An 18610-nucleotide genomic window follows, 5' to 3' on the forward strand; every position below is an offset into this window, starting at 1 on the left:
ATTCAAAAATATCGACTTCAATTAATAAAATAATTATATCATAATGAGCGTTTTACTTTCAACATTTATTACTAAACACAATACTGCCCCTTTTTCGCAAATTAAAATCGAAGACTATGTTCCTGCTTTTCAGGAAGGGATTTCTTTGGCGAAAGCCGAAATTGATGCAATTGTAAATAATACTGAAGCACCAACATTCGAGAATACTATCGTAGCAATGGATTATACAGGAGATATTCTGGATCGTGTTTCGAGTATCTTTTTCAACTTAAATTCTGCTGAGACAAGTGACGAAATGCAAAAAATCGCTCAGGATGTTTCTCCCTTATTATCTGAATTTGGAAATGATGTTCGCTTAAATGCTGCTTTATTTGCAAAAGTAAAAGCCGTTTACGATCAGAAAGAAAGTTTAAATCTTAATCCAGAACAAACGACTCTTTTGGACAAACAATACAAAAGCTTTTCAAGAAACGGAGCTAATTTGCCTGAAGAAAAGAAAAACCAATTACGCGAAATCGACAAAGAGTTATCTAAGTTAAGTTTGCAATTTGGCGAAAATGTTTTAGCTGAAACAAATGCTTTCGAATTACATCTTACCGATTACAACCATTTAGCCGGATTACCAGAAGGAACTATCGAAGCAGCTCGTTCATTGGCTAAAAGCCAAGAAAAAGAAGGTTGGATTTTCACACTAGATCATCCGAGTTATATTCCGTTTATGACGTATGCTGATAATCGTGAATTGCGTAAGAAGCTTGCTATCGCTTTTGGAGCAAGATCTTTCCAAAATAACGAATTCGATAATCAGGAAATTGTGCTTAAAATCGTAAAACTACGTTTTGAAAGAGCCAATTTATTAGGATATAAGACCCACGCCCATTTTGTTCTGGAGGAGCGTATGGCCGAAAATCCTGAAAAAGTTTTTTCTTTCTCAAATGATTTATTGGCTAAAGCCAAACCTGCAGCCAAAAAAGAATTTGCTCAACTTACTGCTTTTGCAAAAGAGTTGGACGGAATCGAGCAATTAGAAAAATGGGATAGTGCTTATTATTCGGAGAAATTAAAGCAACAGCTTTTTAATCTGGATGATGAGAAACTAAAACCCTATTTCCAGTTAGAAAAAGTACTAAATGGTGCTTTTACAATTGCAGGAAAACTATACGGACTTACTTTTACCGAAGTATTTGATATCGACAAATACCACGAAGAAGTAATGACTTATGAAGTTACGAATGATAAAAACGAATTGGTTTCTGTTTTCTACGCTGACTTTTTCCCAAGAAAAGGAAAACGAAATGGTGCCTGGATGACTTCATTTAAATCGCAATACAGAAAAGACGGAATAAACGAAAGACCACATATCTCAAACGTATGTAACTTTACAAAACCAACCGAAACGAAACCTTCATTACTTACATTTAATGAAGTAACAACTTTGTTCCACGAATTTGGTCACGGATTACACGGTATGTTAGCCGATACAACTTATCCAAGTTTATCTGGAACATCGGTATATTGGGATTTCGTAGAATTACCAAGTCAGATTATGGAAAACTGGTGTTACGAACCTGAAGCTTTGGCTTTGTTTGCTAATCATTATGAAACTGGCGAAGTAATTCCGATGGAATATGTTACTAAAATCAAAGAAAGTGCAAGTTTTCAGGAAGGTTTAGCAACATTGCGTCAGTTAAGTTTTGGATTATTAGATATGGCTTGGCACGGACAAGATCCAACAAGTATTACTGATTTAAAAGCATTCGAAACAGAACAATTTAAAGACACTCAATTATATCCTGAGGTGAAAGAAAATGCAATGAGTACTGCTTTTTCACATATTTTTCAGGGTGGATATTCTTCTGGATATTACAGTTACAAATGGGCTGAAGTTCTAGATGCCGATGCATTTGAATACTTTCAGGAAAAAGGAATCTTTAATCATGAAGTAGCCACAAAATTTAAAGATAATGTACTTTCTAAAGGAGGAACTGAACATCCTATGATTTTGTACAAACGTTTTAGAGGTCAGGAACCAAAACCAGAAGCTTTATTAAAAAGAGCGGGATTGATATAATTTATGTCGGTGGGATTTTTGAAATAAATAATGGTTAAATCTAAAAGCATGAAAAACTTATTATGGTTCCTATCTATATCTATTATTTTACTTTCAAGTTGTAATAAAAAAAACGAGATTAATAAATCAAGTTCAGAAATACAACAGAAGAAAAATAGCAACAGTAATTTGACAAATAATTTTGATGAAATTTTATACTTTACCGTCTCAGATGAAATTGAAAAAAAGAATGAAAATAATCAGAAATTTCAAGATGTTTACAGCAATTTAGATGATAAAAATATTAACATCAATAAATTTGAAAATCAACTTATAGATTTAGGCTTCACAAGTAAAAATATTCCAAAACATAAAATTAAAAATATATTAGAAACAGTAACAAATGATATAAATTTAAAATATCATGAAGTGGCATGTGTCCCTTTGTATAATGACATTTTCATTTTCAAAAAAAACAAAAAGCCTGTTGCTGCATTAAAAATATGTTTCCATTGTGGAATGAATGAAGCGATTGGAAAAATAAACAGCAATTTTGATTTTCAAAACTCAAATTCCTACAGTAATTATGCAATTCTATATAAACTTTTATATAATGAAGAATATAGTCAACATTAAAATTTTAAACAATAAAAAACCGAAGCATATGTTTCGGTTTTTTATTGTTTAATTTCGATTAAAATACTAATCTTAATTTTACTTATCTTCAATACTTTAAAAAAAACCTTAATCTTACAAATTAGACCTTGAAAAAACATTTCAAAAAACTCATATATCTTTCAATTATTGGATTAATTATAATTATTTACATCAATGTAAATATGAAATCAAAAACCAATGATTTAATTTATCATTCCTTAAATGACATTCCAAAAACCGATGTTGGCATTGTTTTTGGTGCTGGAATCAATGGTGACAAGCCCAGCACTTATTTAAAAGACAGACTCGATGCTGGTATTTTATTGTACAAATCGAAGAAAATAAATAAAATTTTACTTTCTGGAGATAATGGCAGCGATGAACACGATGAGTTAACTGTAATGAAAAATTACTGTTTTGAAAACGGGGTTGACACTACTAAAATATATGTTGATTATGCAGGTTTTGATACCTATTCGACAATGTTTAGAGCTAAATCTATCTTCAAGATAAAAAGCGCTGTTTTAATTTCTCAAGAATATCATCTAAATAGAGCCATCTATATTGGTGATAAACTCGGAATAAAATCTATTGGATTTTCTGCTAATGCCAGAGAATATCAAAACTACAAATATGTATGTTTTAGAGAATACTTTTCGAGATTAAAATCGGTTATTGATGTTGCACGAAATCGAGAGCCATATTTTCTAGGAAATGAAATTGATATAAATGGTATTTCCAATTATTCTAAAGAAGACAAAAGATAAGTAAAAAAGCCGAAGTAAACAACTTCGGCTTTCTTTTTTAAAATCTAATCCTTTTTATAGCGTCTAAAAGTTTTCTTACTAATGCGATATAATTATTTATATTTGTTTATAAATCTTTTTAAACATCATTTAAATATTTATTAATGACCGAAAAATACTCTGCAACACAAAAAAGAGCTTTAAACTCCATTTGGATATTAATTTCACTTATTGCATTCTTTTACTGTAGTAACTACTTTGTTTCGTTTTACGGACCAGAAACAACCATATATGATACTATCTGGAAAGCTCAGAGTTGGTTCTTACACAGTCTTATTTTTGCTTGGTACTTTTATAAAAATGACCTTATAAAAAAGGGAATTATTATTCAGTTATTATTCATTCCCTATTTTACGTTAAGAAATGATTTGTACCTAACAGCCGATTATTATCTTCCTATCGCCAATAGCGCCTATATTCATTCAGTTGTTCAGTTTTTTACTTTTATCATTCCGATGCTTTACTTTTCGGTTTCGTATTTCAAAAATGAAAAACATGCTACAACTTTTTCAAAATATAAAACATTCCTGATTCAGTTGGTCATAACAATTGTTTTATCTTATATAATAGAGAGTGACGTCGATGAGTTTTATAAATACTTTGCCTCTGTAAGCGATTCCCCATATACTCAAGATGTAATTGTTTGTTTTATTTTTCTGTTAATTTCAATAAAAACGGCACTTGTTTTAGCTGGCTTTTTTTACATATCTAACCGAATTTATTCTAGAAAAGAAATAATCAACCCAGTAGATATTCAACCTATTTCTAATTCATTTTTTAAATGGGGATTCATTATTAGTTATACGGTTTTAATAATGTGCATTATCGATTTAGGCAGTAATGCGCTTCGCGTTTCTTTTTATGCATTTGATAAGATTGAATATACTCGTGTTTTATTCTTTTTATCAAGTTTCTTTGTCCTCTTTGTAAGTGGTCGTTTTCTAGGAAACTTGCTTCAATACAGGAATTATTCACTTAAAAAATATTTTGGTGTAATCAACGCTCTTTCATTGCTTCCAATATTAAATCTTATTTCGTTTTTTATTCTATTATTTTCAAAAAAAGGCAACCAATCTATCCCCGAATATATAACTAAACTAAAAACTAAAAGAAATATCCACCTGGCTATTTACTGCGTTCTCGCTGTTTTGTTAATTTGTTATGGGTATTTTTCTACTGAAGCTGAATATAGAGATCCTAATGTTTTTTATAAAATTCCAATGTTAATCATTGCCGTAATTTTATTAACGAGATTCAGGGTTACTACTAAAATTGTTCCTTTTGCCATAGCGATCATAACTTATTACGAGGACATCAAAGAGGTATTTGATTTTACAAAAGGATACCTATTTTTTATTCAGGATAAAATTTTCTCTTTCCTTTGGCTGGCAATAATTTCAGTGTTTATGGTGTATTACGTTTTTTATTATATAATTCACAAATCGTTTTATACCGAATATTTTCAAAACCAAGATGAAATAGAATTTGAAGAAAACATCAAACAATTCCAATAAAAAAAAGCTGTCGATTGACAGCTTTTTTTTTATTTCTTTCTAATTATAACCGAAGTAGCACTACTGTTCTTTGCAAAAAAATCCAGTTCGGGAGCCTCCAATTTAAAGTCAAAATTATACTTTCCGTCTTGAGGAATTTTAAACGATTTATTTTCTATTTCGAATTCCCAATTTTCGACATGTTCTATCGAATCTTTTTCTGTTGAAGAGGAATGAACAATTTCATCTTTTATTACTTTTGAATTTATGATATGTTTTCCATCTTCTACATAAGTACTGTCAAAATGAATAATTTTACCATTAAGACTAATACTGTATTTTATCTTATATTTTGAAAACAACGAGTCTTTGCGTGTCGCTACTTTGGACCAAAACACGATTTCTTCTCCTTTTTTTAAATCTAAACTATCTATTGATGAAATGGCATTTTGGAACAACGGCATTTCACCCAAATTTTCTCCAACTGGATTGCAGGAAGTCAAAGCTAAAACTAATAAACTAACGATACTTTTTTTCATAATTATTTTTTATTAGCTAAATCTAAAGTGAAGTTTTCTGAATAATAATTAAACATCTTGACGAAAAAATCAGTTGTTTTTTCATTTAAATTATTTTCTGTTTTCAGTAAAAACATTTTTTTGTCGTAATTGATTATCGAAAAAACCATAAATTCTTTTTCATAAACCTCTCCTGCATAATTTAAGCTGGTAATCTCTACGATAGAAGAATTACCTTTTGGGATTACCTTACATTTATCATCTGTATAAAATAACTCACTAGCCCATTTTGTATCTTGAGCCCCATAGGATTGTCCAGTTTCTAGTTTATTTAAATATTCGTAAAACAAAGCATCTCCATTTGGAGCTAATCGATATAACTTAACCAATGAATGACCATCATATTCTGGACTTGAGATTTCATTAACATTCAGAAAAGCCCCCATTTCTTTTTTGAAATTTTTGAAATAGAACTTCATTAAATTTATTTCGATTTTTGGTCTGTTATCTACATAATCTTTCCATGTAAATTCTTGCTTTATAAAATTAGTACTCAAAAGGTTCTTAGCATTTCGTAGAAAGTAAAAAGCCAAATCGAGTTTATCTTCATTAGAAAAAGCTTTGCTCCAACTAATGCTTCCTCTGTAAATCAAATAACTTTTGGTTTTTGGGTCGTATTGAAAATGTACTGTTGTAAATGTTTTATCTTCGCTAAATACGATACTGTTTTCATCCTCAAAATAGATAGTTTCTATTTCATAGTCTTCTTTCAAATCATCGATTGTAAGCAGGTTTGGATTATCATCTTTTATAATGACTACACTTTCTTCACCTACTTTACTATTAACAAACAAGGAATTTATGATTTCGACATAATCATAACTATCTTTTGTAGCCAAAGCAATTTTCCCAAATTTAGAATCCGCATCGATTTCATCCTTTTTAATAGAACTTGTTCGGAAATAATAGTTCTCTGGAATACTCAATTTCATTTCATCTGAAACTTGTGTGTTTTCTAGATTCGCTTTTGTACTCAAAATCCTTTGTATTTCTTTGGAAGAAATTTCAAGTTTTTTTTCCACGCTTAAACTACTATCATCATTTGTCTTTTCTATACGTTTACAACCTACTAGAATTGTAACAAAAGCAAAAAGGATTAAGCTGTTTTTTCCTAATTTTAATCTGAAATTATTTTCCATACGTATTTTATTCATTCACAAATATAGAAATTTAGAAATTTTAACAAACCCTTTATTATAAAATATATAAAAGCAAAAAGCCAGTAAAAAAATTAGTACTGGCTTTTTTATTGAATTAGTAACTTATTTTAATTTCGGTAAATTCTTCATATTTGTAGGCAATGCACGAATATCACTAAATATATGACTTATCCCATTCTTAGTTCTTGGATCTAGTGAATAACCATGACAATATAAACAAGAAGTAACTGCGTTAGTACCACTGCTCGCAACTGCATTTGAACTTGGTGCCTGAAAAAAGGTTTCCATTGTAGTGTTTGCTAATCGTCCGGTGCCAATCGCATTTCCTGGAGTTGGTGGAGTCCCATTATAAGGATATGAATAACCATTTGGTACAACACCTCCAGAAGTCCAGGTTGCCCCTATTAGTAAATAATTTTTCCTGATATCGTTACCAACTAACATTTTGCGTACCGCATTATTAATAGAGATGATTTCACTATTAGAATTTGCAGGCGTTTTATCTTCAGCATTTGGTATCGTATCTGAAGCAACACCCCAAGCCATAATTCTTCTGACTTTAGAACTATTAAGCGCAGGATTTACAATTTTAATTACATCGGTATTAAGTGTATCATTAACTACTGTCATATTCTGGATATTTTGTCCTCCTACAGTATCATTTGCATTATCATTAAAAAGCCATCCTTTACCAGTATCTCCTTTTACTTGCTTTACTTTACCATTAACATCTGTGTATGAATATGCTGTATTAGGTGCATTTTTTAGATGTTCGAAAGTTGCCCAAATCATTTCAGGATGTCCTGCAACACTTCCTACCACATGCATGCCAACTAATGCCAATGTTGTTACTGTTGTTTTATCTGTTAATTTCCAAAGTTTAGGATCTGTCTTGTCATATACTGGAATTTTAGCTTTAATTGTGATATAAGTCTCTGCATTTGGTAAATCCTTAGCTTCAACCCAAGATGTTTTTAACTCCATTGCCAAAGCATCTGGATCTGGTGGTGGTGCAAAACCTTTCAATTTTGCATAAGCAAGAATACTGTCACGTGCAGCCGCAGTCGTTGGAAATTCTTTTGCTTTTAATGTCTTATCTTTTATACCAGTTAAAAAGTAAGCATAAACATCATTTACCATTGTTATATAATAAACTAATGAATTATTGCTCGCAACTAATGCTCCGCTAGAACCTGCCTGTCCTTGCTCAGTATCAATTATATTTCCTTTTGAATCAAGAAGAATAATTTTATTTCCCTGTTTAAATTCTTGCACAATATTTTCAGGATGAACTTTACCAGCAATTATTGCTTTAGGGCCTGAAATAGCTTTACCCTTTGTATCTACAAAAGAATGCAATCCATTGGCATTGGCAATTATTTTACCTACAACAACAGATTTATTTGCAGCATCTTTAACGGCTTCATTTTTCTCTTGAGGTTCTACCTCAAACATTTTCCCGCTTTTATCAAACACAATCGGTAATCTATTTGGTCCTGTTTGCTCAATATTACCTACTGCACTCATTATAGTATTTGGAGCATGGGGAGTCAATACTCGGTTTCCGTTTTTATCTGCCGCCGAAACATTATAAAACACAGGAGACTCCATTACTGTTCCTCCGCTTTTATATGAACCGCTAGAAGTGGGTGAGGTAATCCATAAAAACATTTGCTCCGACCATTTATAGAAATCACAGTTGTTATTATGAGGGAATGTTACACTATTTGCAGGCTCAACTAATCCGTTTTCAGTAACTGTTCCTCCCTTAAACCAAGTTTTAAATTCGGCATCTGTAACAACACAAGACTGTTCTACATCTTGGGGTAAATATTCATAATCTTTATCTGTATTAGATAGCAAATCTGTTTTCTTGCATCCTAAAAAAAGGAGCATCCCAATTGCAATAAATACAATGCTGGTTTTTATATTCAATTTTCTCATGATTTCTTGGTTTTAAACAACACTTATTTATCTTGACAAATTGGTGTTATTATTGGTTTTATTTTTTTTTGAATTTTTAGTAGAAGTATCACACTACTTCCATCCGAAAGTTACTGATGGTTTTCTTGTAGATTTAAACATAGTGTTTCCATTATACTACTCTCGTTACGTAAACTGTCTCTACCTACAATTGTTGCAAAGGCCGAAATCGAGAAAGAACCTCTTATTGGGACTTGATTAATTCTTGGCACTTTAATAACCTCAGCAACCTTTCTCTCTTTTAAAAATTTTTCGCCAAGAGATTGGTCTGAATGATAATACAGGTTTCGATAAATCCATGTATCAGAATCTAAATTTGGGGGATCGTGTGACATATTTATTTTTTTATAGGTTAAGGATTAAAAATCATTGGGGCTGATTTTTATTTTATTAAAACCATTTGATTATTCAAGAATAAAGAAACAATAATCTCATAAACTCGAATAACGTATAAATACCTGATTTTCAAATGAAATAAATATATTTTAAATAAAATCATGCCCTTGTACCTATACCGAAAAACAGTAAGCAAAAAAGACTGTCTGAATTGACAATCTTTTTCTATTTTCATCATTAAAATTACAATGCACATAAAGTCATGAATAAAAAAATGTCATAAAACAGGTTTTTTTATCCATGAAGTAAATAATAATCGGAATGAAACTTTTTTGGGTATCTAATTAAAGACAATTACTTTATAAAAAAATATTATCTCTGATTGAGCAACATCTTTAAAAAGAACTCATCGGTAGATAATTGAATCTGAATACATAGTTCTATTTTTGTTTACTTCTTTTTTTTAAGTAATAGCCGTTTTTAATTAAGATCTCTAAATGATTTAAAATAAATAACGCTTTTTGTTGCCAGGACGGCAATCGCTCCATTGCATGTTTTAGCCATCGCTGTGATAACATTCCCATTAACTGTTGATCGTATCGATTAGAGCTCCCCATATATCGTTTTATTGAGATAGGAATTTCTAATGCTGCCCAATTAGCATAACTGCTTCGAGATAAACTTCCTTCTACCTCTCTTACTTCAATACAAGCTTTATTGAGTAATCCAACCCGAGCAGATTGAGGCAGGTTTTTTAAAACATGATACCAGAAATCAATTCCTTCGTTTAAGGAATCATTAATCTCATAACAAATCTCTTTCAAATATTGTTTTCGGATAACAACATTACTGCCAACTCCCATAATAAAATCTGGCGAACTAATAGTGTGCAATGCATTTGGTACTAAAAACCATTCATCGGAAAGGGGAATTAATTCTCTTTCGAATGATTTAATGTTTGGCAAATAATCATCGGATGGAACCAATACAATCCCAAGTACCAAAACATCTATATTTTTTTGTGCTATAATCAAATTGACATCGCTTAAACAAGAAGAGGTATAACAATCTTCTGCATCCAAAAAACTCACAAAATCTCCTGTTGCAAGTTCTATCCCAATATTCCTTGCATTACCAGACCCTTTATTTTCCTCTAATTCGATAATTTGAATATCGGTTTGCAAAAATTGTGGTGCAAAAAACGATAGCGAATCTTTTAAATAAATTAAGCTTCTATCTGTGCTAAAATTATCTATAACAATAATTTGCGATGCCTTTTTATCCTGAAAAGCCAAGGAACGAATCGTATCATATATGTAAGCTTCCTTATTGTAAAGAGGTATAATAACTGTATGTTCCATGATCTTTCATGATTTTCATTACTCTAATCTCGAATAAATCAATGCTCTGACTTGATTTACATTTACAACCAATTCATCTTAACCTCGAAATAAACCAAGTAGATGCAAGATGTCACAAACTCATTAGTATTAGATAGAAAAGATTAAAGCTTGATTATTAAAAAACGCCCCGCCTTTCTTAAACAGTTCTGCATTATTTCATCATTAATAATTCTAATTTTTCTAGTGTCTGTTTTGCTCTTTCCATTTTAAGTGCATATTCATCATTTACTTTTTGAACGTCGGCGTTACAAAAGCTGCAAACTGTTTCTTCTTCATAAACATAATTATCACATCCGTTGCATAACTTAAGTGCTTTGGGAATTCTGGGAACCCTGTCTGCAATCTCTGTAGCTGGAACCGAAATAGGAGTTTCACTATTTGGCGATTGTATTTCTACTATTACTCCATTTTCATCTTCAACTATAATTTCAAAAAGTCCCATATCAAAAGAATCGCCTGGAGCTTCTTGTATTTTTCTTATTCGTTCCTTAAGTCCTTTCTTTTTTAATTCTAAAGCTCGATGATGACAAAAAGGATTATTACCTCTCTTACCAAACAACACATGGCTTGTCCATGTACAGCCAGCCAAGCAAGAAGATTCGTAGTAACAGCCTTTGCAACCTCCCCATAATTCTTCTTTATTTCTATATCTGGAAAAAACCATTTCTTCGCTATATTTCCAAATGTCTTCCAGATCCATATCTTTTACATTACCTCCTGTATAAGCACTTGTGGGTAATGACGGACAACCTTTAATTTTACCATCTGCCTCAATCCCTATTCCTGTATGTCCTGCTGAACATCCTGTATAATATTTTTCATTTCCCTGTCTCCAAATATGTTCATACGGTCCAAAATAACCAATGTTATTTCCTGCCTGTATTAAGATATTATGCGCTAAGGCTTTTCTGTATATTACGATAAGATCGTCGTAAAAATCTATTAACTCATAAGGCTGAACTATTAATTCTTCTGAGTTATCTACGGCATTTCCCATAGCAACCGCAAGTTGTATTTGCCAGTTCTTTACATCATTTTCTATTAGAACATCCAAAAGTTCATTCAATTCATTTTTGCTTCTTTTTGTAATTACTGTATTTACGCTAGAAGTTATATTGTGTTTTTTAAGGAGTTGCAAGCAATTAACTGCATGCTCAAAAGAATCTCTTCTTCCTCTTATTTTATTATGTGTATCAGGCATTCCATCGATGGAAACTCCAATATTATTTATTCCTGCTTTTTTTGCATCAATGATTCGCTCTTCGTTTAAGTTATATGCGCCAGACTGCATAGAACATTCAATCCGACTTTGATGAATTCTTTCGATAATTTCAAGCCAGTCTTTTCTTAAAAAAGCTTCTCCACCAATAATGGAAATTTCTCTTGTACCAAGACGTTTAAGACTATCAATAACACCAAAACATTGTTCAGTAGTTAATTCGCCAGGCCTAACTTTTCCAGCTCTAGATCCGCAATGTGAGCATTTCAAATTACAAGCTAAAGTAATTTCCCATACTACATGAACCGGGGTAGCTGTTTCATAATCATCTCTTACTCTGTATCGTGTCGAAGTCTTATCCATCTTAATTCTATTTATGGTTTGATAATTAGTTAAAAAACGGTTTAAAAAGTAAAACTTAATAAACCGTTTTTTTTAGATTACTTTTTCTTTTTCAAAGCATCAATTGCATCAAGCAATTCTACCAATGCTACATGCAAATCTTTTTGATCTCTTATAGTTTTCTTAGCTTGTTCAGCTACTGCAACCATTTTTTCTAAATCATTTGAAGCAATCGCTTCTCTGATTCCTACTCCGTAAAGCACTGTTGCCATAATGTCTTATATTTATAGTTATTCCTACTCTTTAGGTTTTTCAGATCCACCCTTGTTTTTCTGTACAAGTCAGTTTATTTTTTCTTCTTTAAAGAATCTATTGCGTCTAGCAAGTCTAGTAAAGCTACAGTTAGATCTCCTTGGTCTTTTATGGTTTGCTTTGCTTGTTTAGCGACAGCTTCCATCTTAGCCAAATCATTTGAGACTAAAGCTTCTCTAATAGCAACACCATATGGCATAATTATTCCCATTGTTATAGTTTTTATTCCTACTCATATGGCTTTTCAGATCCGCCTTCGCTTTTTACTGTGCGAAACAGTTCGTTTTTTTTCAGTGGGTTCTGCTCCACTTATTTGACATGTTATAAAGCATTTTAGAATATTCAAAAACATCTTAATAATACGTTTTTGAGGCTATTCCTATTTCAAAGCTAGAACAAACAAATACCCCTTTTTGACAAATTGTTATCAAACAGATTTTTTTTGCTATGGATTAAACAAAAAAATGACACAGGACAGCAAACCGATTATAAACACTTGACTTTAACTATATTGAATAAATAATTGCAATTTTACACAATAAACTTTCATTTATTTTTGAAAGTTTAAAAACTTTTACTTACTTTTGATCTATGGAATTCAAAGAAGCAAAAAATAAATTCGTTCAAACATGGGGAGCATTAGGTTCTCAATGGGGTATTAATAAAACCATGGCACAAATCCATGCTTTATTAATGGTTTCAAACGAACCTGTTTCTATGGAAGATATTATGGACGAATTGCAAATTTCGCGTGGTAATACCAGCATGAACCTAAAAGCTTTGATGGATTGGGGAATTGTCTATAAAGAATACAAAACCGGAGAAAGACGAGAATTCTTTACTGCCGAAAAAGATTTAGATGAACTTGCTGTGAAAATTGCAAGAGAAAGAAGTAAACGTGAAATTAAACCTGCTCTTAAAATTTTAAAAGAAGTTTCCTCGATTGACTCGAAGAATTCTGCAGAAGAAAAACACTTTGTTGAGCAAACCACCAAGTTGTATGATTTTGTTTTAAAAGCAGATAATATGCTGGATAAAATGACCGAATTCAATGAAAACTGGTTGGGACGTTTGGTCCTGAAAATTATGAAGTAAAACATCAAACTAAAAAAATTTAATTAAAACTTTCATTTTTTTCTGAAAGTTTAAAACAATCAATAACCATGAAAACTATAAAAAATATTAACACATTTGCTATTTGCCTTCCCTTTGTCCTTCTACTTACCTACCCCATATTTAAAGAATTGGCATTTATACTAGCCTTATACTCAACTATGCTAACCGGGTTCCTACAATTTTCAATTGGTGTAAAAATGTTAATCGATAATCCGCATGATAGAGCTCTCCAAACTTATATGGCAGTAGTAGCTTCATTCTTTATTCTTTGGTTAATTAATCACCGTCTAAATTATAATCACTTTTTAACCTATATATTATTTCCTACTCCTCTACTATTAGCAATTTATCTTTCAAGTATAATCTATAAAAAACCAAACCAATGAGTTTCTTAACCGCCGAATGGAAAAACTTAGCATTATTAAATTACGAAGTTGATGCTAAAACATTAGAGAAATATGTTCCTCCAGGAACCGAAATAGATATATGGAACAACAAATGTTATGTGAGTTTAGTTGGTTTTATGTTTGAGAATACAAAAGTATTAGGCATTAAAGTTCCTTTTCATATCAACTTCGAAGAAGTCAATCTAAGATTTTATGTAAAACGATTTGAAAATGGAGAATGGAAACGTGGTGTTGTATTTATAAAAGAGATAGTCCCGAAAACTGCCATTACTTTTATTGCAAACACATTATACAATGAACATTACCAAACCAATAAAATGAAGCATTCTGTTACCGATAATGAAAAATCAAAAACATTTGTTTACCAATGGAAAAATCATAACAAGTGGAATTCAATTGAAATTGAAACAGGAAAAAAGGAATTAGAAATAGAATTAAACTCCGAAGCCGAATTTATTACTGAGCATTATTTTGGATATACTAAATATGATAATAATACCACTTTCGAATATGAAGTAACACACCCAAGATGGCAACAACTACCAATAATCGATTATAAAATAGATCTCGATTTTGAAGATAACTACGGGAAAGATTTTGCTTTCCTGAATAAATCAAAACCAGTTTCAGCTTTTCTAGCAATTGGTTCTAAGATTACTGTCGAGAACAAGAAAAAAATAAAGTCGTGAATGCAAATCTTAATATTATTGGGTATTTCATTTACCTAATGATTACCATCTTCATAATTGTACGGGTTGGAAAAACTTGTTATAAAAATGGCAATGTATTCGTTTCTGAACTTATTCCCAATCACGAAGATTTATGCCAACGAATAAATCAAATGTTACTTCTAGGCTATTATCTATTAAATATTGGCTATTGTGCAATGACTTTAATTTCGTGGGAAACAATAATAACTACCGATCAACTCATAGAAGTAATAGCAACCAAAACAGCAATTATAATATTTATAATCTCAGGATTACATTACATAAACATCATTATAATAACTAAATACATTCAAAAATTAATTAATAACTAGTAAATTAAACACCATGGAAACTACAAAAATTTTAGTCGGTTATGCAATCTATTTACCAATAGCACTTTTTCTAACATACTATGTTTCTAAAACTTTATTCGCAAACGGAAAAATATACATGCTAGACATATTTAGAGGAAGAGAAGAAATTGCGGATGCAACCAACAAACTTTTCGAAACAGGTTTTTACCTTCTTAATCTTGGCTTTGCATTAATGATATTAAGAATAAGTGAAGACATTAATAATTATCAAATCTTAATCGAAGCTTTAAGTTATAAAATAGGAAGTTTTTCTATTTACCTTGGATTAATGTTATTCCTTAATTTGTATTTCTTCTTTAGAGGAAAAAGAAAAGCTAGAGAAGCACAACAAGAAGACAGATTAGTTTTAAAAATTTAATTATTAATAACCAAATCCTAACAATCCTGATCTCGAAATGTCGAGATGAGATTGTTAGGGTTAATACTTTACAAAATGAGTAAACTTATTATCGCAGCTGGAACAGGTTTTTTAGGACAGGTCCTAGTCAACCATTTTAAAAATAAATTTGAAGAAATTGTAATTCTGACTCGAGGAAAATCAAAAACTATTGACGGAATTAAATATATAAACTGGGATGCAAAAACTTTTTCTGGTTGGGAAAGCGAACTTGAAGATGCTACAGTTTTAATAAATCTGGCAGGAAAATCTGTAGATTGTCGTTATACAAAAGAAAACAAAAGAGAAATATTATTATCTCGAATCGAGAGTACCAAGGTTTTAAACAAAGCCGTTTTAAATTGTGTAAATCCACCTAAACATTGGCTAAATTCATCTACAGCAACAATTTATCGATTTTCATTAGATAAAGAAATGGATGAAGCTACTGGCGAAATCGGAAATGATTTTTCTATAAATGTAGCTCTATCTTGGGAAAAAGCGTTCTTTAAAACAGAAACTCCAAGTACCTTAAAAACCGCTTTAAGAACTTCGATCGTTTTAGGGAAGAAAGGCGGCGCTTTAATTCCGCTTAAAACCTTAGCCAAAATAGGTTTCGGAGGAAAACAAGGAAAAGGAAATCAATTTATTAGTTGGATTCACGAAGACGATTTTGCCAATGCAATAGACTTTATACTCCAAAAAGAAATGATTGGGCTAGTTAATGTTGTTTCCCCTAAACCGATTCGCAATGCAGACTTTATGAAGAAACTTCAAAAAGCTGTTGGTTTTCCTTTCGGAATCCCACTCAATACATTTTTGCTTAAAATAGGAGCTTTCTTTATTCGAACACAACCCGAATTAGTTTTAAAAAGCAGAAACGTGATTCCGAAAAAACTTTTAGAGAATGGATTTGAATTTAAGTTCGATAATGTAGAGGATGCTTTTAAAGATTTATTGAAGTAAAATCTTTGACAAAGCTTAGAATCAAGTCTCTAAAGAACTTCATTTTATCTCAAGTGATTATAATTTATTAAGTTCTATCACATTTTGATCATAGCTCACGGTTTCAACCGTGTGATACAGATTGTGATAATATTGCGCTCCAACGGTTGAAACCGTTGGCAATGTTATAACATGCATATATTATTGCTATTCGTTGTCAAGCCATTAGTTTGATTTGTATAATCTGAATTTCTCTCACATCAAAAAGAAAAAGATTCTGTCTATTTCTATAAAAAAAATTGGTAAAATTCAAAGGAAGTTCCTTACAGCAGTAATTTAAAACTTTGACAAAGATAACACCAACTAATTATGACAACAATTCATCTCACAACAAAAATAAAAGCAACGAAACAGATCGTCTTTGATAATTCCAGAGATATTGATATTCACCAACAATCTGCTAGCAAATCTAATGAAGTTGCAATTGCTGGTGTAACAACCGGACTCATAAACTATAACGAAACGGTAACGTGGCGAGGCAAACACTTCGGATTGTACTTAACACACAAAAGCCGAATTACTGCAATGAATTTTTACGATCATTTTGTAGATGAAATGGAAAGCGGAAAATTTAAGTCATTTAAACACGAGCATTTTTTTAAAGAAGAAAACGGACAAACAATCATGACTGATAAATTAGAATATGAAACTCCGTTTAGTGTAATTGGAAAATTGTTTGATCTGCTGTTTTTAAAGAAACATTTGATTCAATTTCTATTAGAACGAAACAAAATCTTAAAAAAAGTATCTGAAAAAGATAACTAAAATAGATTCCTTATTTTTATAATTACCACATCCAAAACCTTTAAAATCAACCAGCTTAATATAATTTAACAAAATTTCAACATAAAAAAAGACAGGCATGGCATGCTTTATGTAAAGAGATATGAAAGATAAAACTTTCAAATTTTATGAACTTATCTCTAAAACAACCAGATTTTCTTCTTAAAACCGAAAATCATTAATTTTAAAAATAAAGTTATGACATTAAAAACTAAATTATTATCCGCAGCATTTTTTACTGTTTCTTTTATCGGATTTGCGCAAAGTAATTGTAAAGACTTAACAGGATGCGAAAGAAAATTATGTGAATTGAACACAAAATTAGAGTATGCCAAACAGTACGGAAATCAAAATAAGATTAGAGGGATTGAAAATGCTATAGCACAAACCAAAAATAACTGTACTACAAAGACAGTAAATAATGATCTTGACAAAAAGGTAAAAGATAAAGAACAAAAAGTTAAAGAAAGAACCGATGATCTAAATAAAGCGATTAAAGATCAGGAGGGAAAAGAAAAAATCGACAAGAAAAAGAAGAAATTGGATGAAGCCAAAGCAGAATTAAATAAAGCTGTTACAGCTCAAAAAACGAAATAAAGCTTTACTTGCACTTATACAAAACCGATGTTGATACATCGGTTTTTTTGTTTTTATATCTTTTATCCATAAAATGCAACCATCAACCACCAAAAAATCGGAATACTTTCGACCCAAAAAGAAGTATAATATTTAGATCTTTTTTCATTTGCAAAAACAATAAAAAGTGACAACACAAGAACCATAATTAAATTAATCACCAATTGATTATTATCAAGAGTAGATTTAAAAAACTCAAGAAGGTAAAATGGAATTAGAAGTAATAATCCTAAAATTTTTGTTCGCTTTACTCCTATTTGCTGCGGAACAGTTTGCAAATGTGGATCATCATTGGCAAGATCGATAATTTCGAAAATTAATATTAGCACGAAAACCAAAATAAAACGCTGTACACATTTTAAATAAAAATCGGAAGTAAACGCAATTTCAGCATTTATTAATGGCAAAACCAAAGTAGCTCCAACCCAACAAAGTGCCACAATATATATTTTGACACCAGCCCAGTTTCGGGCATTTTTTCTATTCGGGAAAAATGGAAGTGTATAAAGTGCCGTAATTGCAAATATTCCTACCGAGACAATTTGAGTGATTCGCTTTAATTGAAAAAAATAATACCCTACTAATAAAAGAGAACAAAAACTAAAAACTGCAATAATTTTTAATTGATTCCCTATTGGCACTCTATTAACCCGAACCAAAGCATCGTATTTCACAAAATTATATCCTACAATAGTTCCAAAAAACACAAACAAAGCCATCGATTCATCATACTCAATACCAAACATATGGAACGTTAAACGTACCAATGCATAACACGATAAAGCAACGTGAATGCTACTAATGATATAAAAATTAAATAACTGCGTAACTACCTTCATATAACAAAACTAATCAATTAATAAG

The 18610-nt window shown here is 31.0% G+C and carries 20 protein-coding genes; 11 read left to right on the top strand and 9 right to left on the bottom strand.

The annotated features are described in order from the left end of the window. The first annotated feature begins 43 nt into the window (after nucleotides 1-43). From OA93_RS03605 to OA93_RS03620, 4 genes are all read left to right on the top strand, one after another. Nucleotides 44-2071 (top strand): M3 family metallopeptidase, encoded by a 2028-nt coding sequence (locus tag OA93_RS03605; RefSeq protein ID WP_039111765.1) that lies wholly within the window; start codon nucleotides 44-46, stop codon nucleotides 2069-2071. A gap of 48 nt (nucleotides 2072-2119) precedes the next feature. Then, nucleotides 2120-2686 (top strand): hypothetical protein, encoded by a 567-nt coding sequence (locus OA93_RS03610; RefSeq protein ID WP_039111766.1) that lies wholly within the window; start codon nucleotides 2120-2122, stop codon nucleotides 2684-2686. 203 nt (nucleotides 2687-2889) lie between these two features. Then, a complete protein-coding gene (locus tag OA93_RS03615) occupies nucleotides 2890-3474 on the top strand; it encodes an ElyC/SanA/YdcF family protein (RefSeq protein ID WP_240474656.1) in 585 nt (194 codons plus the stop codon). A gap of 143 nt (nucleotides 3475-3617) precedes the next feature. Next, a complete protein-coding gene (locus OA93_RS03620; protein WP_039111768.1) occupies nucleotides 3618-5027 on the top strand; it encodes a hypothetical protein in 1410 nt (469 codons plus the stop codon). Between the two features lie 29 nt (nucleotides 5028-5056). Here OA93_RS03620 and OA93_RS03625 read toward each other — a convergent pair whose 3' ends face one another. The 8 genes from OA93_RS03625 to OA93_RS24435 all read right to left on the bottom strand — a co-directional run bounded on the left by OA93_RS03625 (nucleotide 5057) and on the right by OA93_RS24435 (nucleotide 12550). Then, nucleotides 5057-5545: a hypothetical protein gene (locus OA93_RS03625; RefSeq protein WP_039111769.1), complete on the bottom strand. Its 489-nt coding sequence runs from the start codon at nucleotides 5543-5545 to the stop codon at nucleotides 5057-5059. Nucleotides 5546-5547: 2 nt separating this feature from the next. Next, complete coding sequence (locus OA93_RS03630) at nucleotides 5548-6738, bottom strand: hypothetical protein (protein WP_131474449.1); 1191 nt, start codon at nucleotides 6736-6738, stop codon at nucleotides 5548-5550. A gap of 108 nt (nucleotides 6739-6846) precedes the next feature. Next, nucleotides 6847-8688: a hypothetical protein gene (locus tag OA93_RS03635; RefSeq protein WP_039111771.1), complete on the bottom strand. Its 1842-nt coding sequence runs from the start codon at nucleotides 8686-8688 to the stop codon at nucleotides 6847-6849. Nucleotides 8689-8798: 110 nt separating this feature from the next. After that, nucleotides 8799-9062: a hypothetical protein gene (locus tag OA93_RS03640; protein WP_039111772.1), complete on the bottom strand. Its 264-nt coding sequence runs from the start codon at nucleotides 9060-9062 to the stop codon at nucleotides 8799-8801. A 441-nt stretch (nucleotides 9063-9503) separates the two neighbouring features. After that, a complete protein-coding gene (locus OA93_RS03645; protein WP_039111773.1) occupies nucleotides 9504-10424 on the bottom strand; it encodes a glycosyltransferase family 2 protein in 921 nt (306 codons plus the stop codon). A gap of 193 nt (nucleotides 10425-10617) precedes the next feature. Beyond that, on the bottom strand, nucleotides 10618-12048 hold the full coding sequence (locus OA93_RS03650) for a radical SAM protein (RefSeq protein WP_039111774.1): 1431 nt from the start codon (nucleotides 12046-12048) through the stop codon (nucleotides 10618-10620). A 77-nt stretch (nucleotides 12049-12125) separates the two neighbouring features. Next, nucleotides 12126-12299 carry a DUF1843 domain-containing protein gene (locus tag OA93_RS24430; RefSeq protein WP_082001761.1) on the bottom strand — a complete coding sequence of 58 codons (174 nt, stop codon included), beginning with the start codon at nucleotides 12297-12299 and terminating at the stop codon, nucleotides 12126-12128. 74 nt (nucleotides 12300-12373) lie between these two features. Beyond that, entirely contained in the window at nucleotides 12374-12550 is a 177-nt protein-coding gene (locus OA93_RS24435) for a DUF1843 domain-containing protein (protein WP_081912437.1), read from the bottom strand. A 380-nt stretch (nucleotides 12551-12930) separates the two neighbouring features. Between OA93_RS24435 and OA93_RS03655 the strand changes: the two genes are divergently transcribed. From OA93_RS03655 to OA93_RS03690, 7 genes are all read left to right on the top strand, one after another. Then, entirely contained in the window at nucleotides 12931-13434 is a 504-nt protein-coding gene (locus tag OA93_RS03655; protein WP_039111775.1) for a MarR family transcriptional regulator, read from the top strand. A gap of 403 nt (nucleotides 13435-13837) precedes the next feature. Beyond that, complete coding sequence (locus OA93_RS03665; protein ID WP_039111777.1) at nucleotides 13838-14551, top strand: DUF2071 domain-containing protein; 714 nt, start codon at nucleotides 13838-13840, stop codon at nucleotides 14549-14551. After that, entirely contained in the window at nucleotides 14548-14904 is a 357-nt protein-coding gene (locus OA93_RS03670) for a hypothetical protein (protein ID WP_039111778.1), read from the top strand. The genes OA93_RS03665 and OA93_RS03670 overlap by 4 nt, the downstream gene beginning before the upstream one ends. 13 nt (nucleotides 14905-14917) lie before the next feature. Beyond that, nucleotides 14918-15304 carry a hypothetical protein gene (locus OA93_RS03675; RefSeq protein ID WP_039111779.1) on the top strand — a complete coding sequence of 129 codons (387 nt, stop codon included), beginning with the start codon at nucleotides 14918-14920 and terminating at the stop codon, nucleotides 15302-15304. 75 nt (nucleotides 15305-15379) lie between these two features. After that, nucleotides 15380-16288 (top strand): TIGR01777 family oxidoreductase, encoded by a 909-nt coding sequence (locus tag OA93_RS03680; RefSeq protein WP_039111780.1) that lies wholly within the window; start codon nucleotides 15380-15382, stop codon nucleotides 16286-16288. Nucleotides 16289-16636: 348 nt separating this feature from the next. Then, a complete protein-coding gene (locus tag OA93_RS03685) occupies nucleotides 16637-17092 on the top strand; it encodes an SRPBCC family protein (protein WP_039111781.1) in 456 nt (151 codons plus the stop codon). 216 nt (nucleotides 17093-17308) lie between these two features. Beyond that, a complete protein-coding gene (locus OA93_RS03690) occupies nucleotides 17309-17707 on the top strand; it encodes a DUF1090 domain-containing protein (RefSeq protein WP_039111782.1) in 399 nt (132 codons plus the stop codon). Nucleotides 17708-17769: 62 nt separating this feature from the next. Here the strand turns inward: OA93_RS03690 and OA93_RS03695 are convergent, their stop codons facing one another. Beyond that, nucleotides 17770-18585, bottom strand: coding sequence for a hypothetical protein (locus tag OA93_RS03695; protein WP_039111783.1), 816 nt, complete (start codon nucleotides 18583-18585; stop codon nucleotides 17770-17772). Nucleotides 18586-18610 lie beyond the last annotated feature (25 nt).

Origin of the sequence: Flavobacterium sp. KMS (genome assembly GCF_000813005.1) — a bacterium.
Lineage (GTDB): Bacteria > Bacteroidota > Bacteroidia > Flavobacteriales > Flavobacteriaceae > Flavobacterium.